The sequence below is a fragment of the Streptococcus acidominimus genome (genome assembly GCF_001921825.1).
Classification (GTDB): Bacteria; Bacillota; Bacilli; order Lactobacillales; family Streptococcaceae; genus Streptococcus; species Streptococcus acidominimus.
In genome coordinates, this window is record NZ_MSJL01000105.1 from 1 (window position 1) to 1,444 (window position 1,444).

A 1,444-nucleotide genomic window follows, 5' to 3' on the forward strand; every position below is an offset into this window, starting at 1 on the left:
ATGAAAATAGCTTTATTCCAGCTAAGAACTCAAAACATCACAGATTGACGGAAGAGGAAAAGCAACTAAATCGTGAGATGGCAGCGATTCGTATCCAAATTGAGCATTTCAATGCGAAGTTTAAGACGTTTCAAATCATGAAACAAGACTATCGTGGTCGGAGAAAACGTTTTGAAATACGTGCTGAGTTAATTTGTAGGATTATTAATTTTGAAACCAAGTAGTTACCGAACAAGTCTATTAAAGTAAAAGTAGTGATTTTGCCAATTCGTGAATATTTATTATAGGTATCCTTGTACCCTATCGGCTACCTTTAGAGGCAGGAAATAGAAGTTTGCAAAGCAAACTCTCCTCTAAAGTTTCTGTGTCAGATTTCCTATTCTCACAGTGTGCTTTATACGCTCTCGTATCTTGTATAACTGAACACGGACTAAGAGCTGTGTAAAAAAGATAGATTTCCTCGTGTTCATGGAACACGTCGTCAATCTTCTATTTTTACTTTGCTCTTTACGTCCTCTGTATCTTATTTGAGCTACAACTCGCTGACAAAGCGTAGTCAAAAAGTTGAGTAAACTTAGAAAATATCACAGTAGGCATCTGATTGTCGCTAACACGCCAATCTAGTTGCCTTTGTGGGGGTCTCACAACGAAGCGAACCGCTTCTGTTCGGCCGCCTATTTTGTCTAGGAGTTGCTTCCACAGTCTAGGAATAGACTGTGGAAGGTTGGAGATAGAACGAGCAGTGCTCGTGTCAAACAGTCTAGGAATAGACTGTGGGAGGTGGGAGATAAAACGAGCAGTGCTCGTGTCAAACGCTCTCGTATCTTGTTTAATTGAACACGCCCTAAACTCTGTGCGAAAAAGAGACATAGCTGTTCCAGTGTTAACTGGTTACAGATATGGCTCCCTTTAGGGATAAATCTTCCTTGAGTCTGATGACTCTGCGTCAGATTTTCTATTTTGCCGTAGCCGTTGCGGACTATGTCCACTTACGGAGATGGTAATAACAGTCAGGGGAGTGACTGTTATTACATAAAGAAGTGCGCTTTGAGTTTTTAACGGGCTTTGTATCTTAGAATTGAACTCGAGCTACAACTCGCTGACAAAAAGATAAATCTCATTGGGTGCAAGACACCCTGCTTCGATTTCCTATTTTGTCTAGGAGTTGCTTAACGCTCTCGTATCTTGTTTTAGTTTTCTTTAATAGACTTGTTCGGTAACTACTTGGTTTCAAAATTAATAATCCCACAAATTAACTCAGCACGTATTTCAAAACGTTTTCTCCGACCACGATAGTCTTGTTTCATGATTTGAAACGTCTTAAACTTCGCATTGAAATGCTCAATTTGGATACGAATCGCTGCCATCTCACGATTTAGTTGCTTTTCCTCTTCCGTCAATCTGTGATGTTTTGAGTTCTTAGCTGGAATAAAGCTATTTTCAT

At 39.7% G+C, this 1,444-nt stretch carries 2 protein-coding genes; one reads left to right on the forward strand and one right to left on the reverse strand.

From position 1 onward, the window contains the following. A partial coding sequence (locus BU200_RS10505; protein WP_142237035.1) for a transposase family protein occupies positions 1 to 224 on the forward strand: 224 nt, incomplete at its 5' end. 996 nt (positions 225 to 1,220) lie between these two features. Here BU200_RS10505 and BU200_RS10510 read toward each other — a convergent pair. Further along, positions 1,221 to 1,444 (reverse strand): transposase family protein (locus BU200_RS10510; RefSeq protein WP_142237021.1); only part of this gene is annotated, 224 nt, incomplete at its 5' end.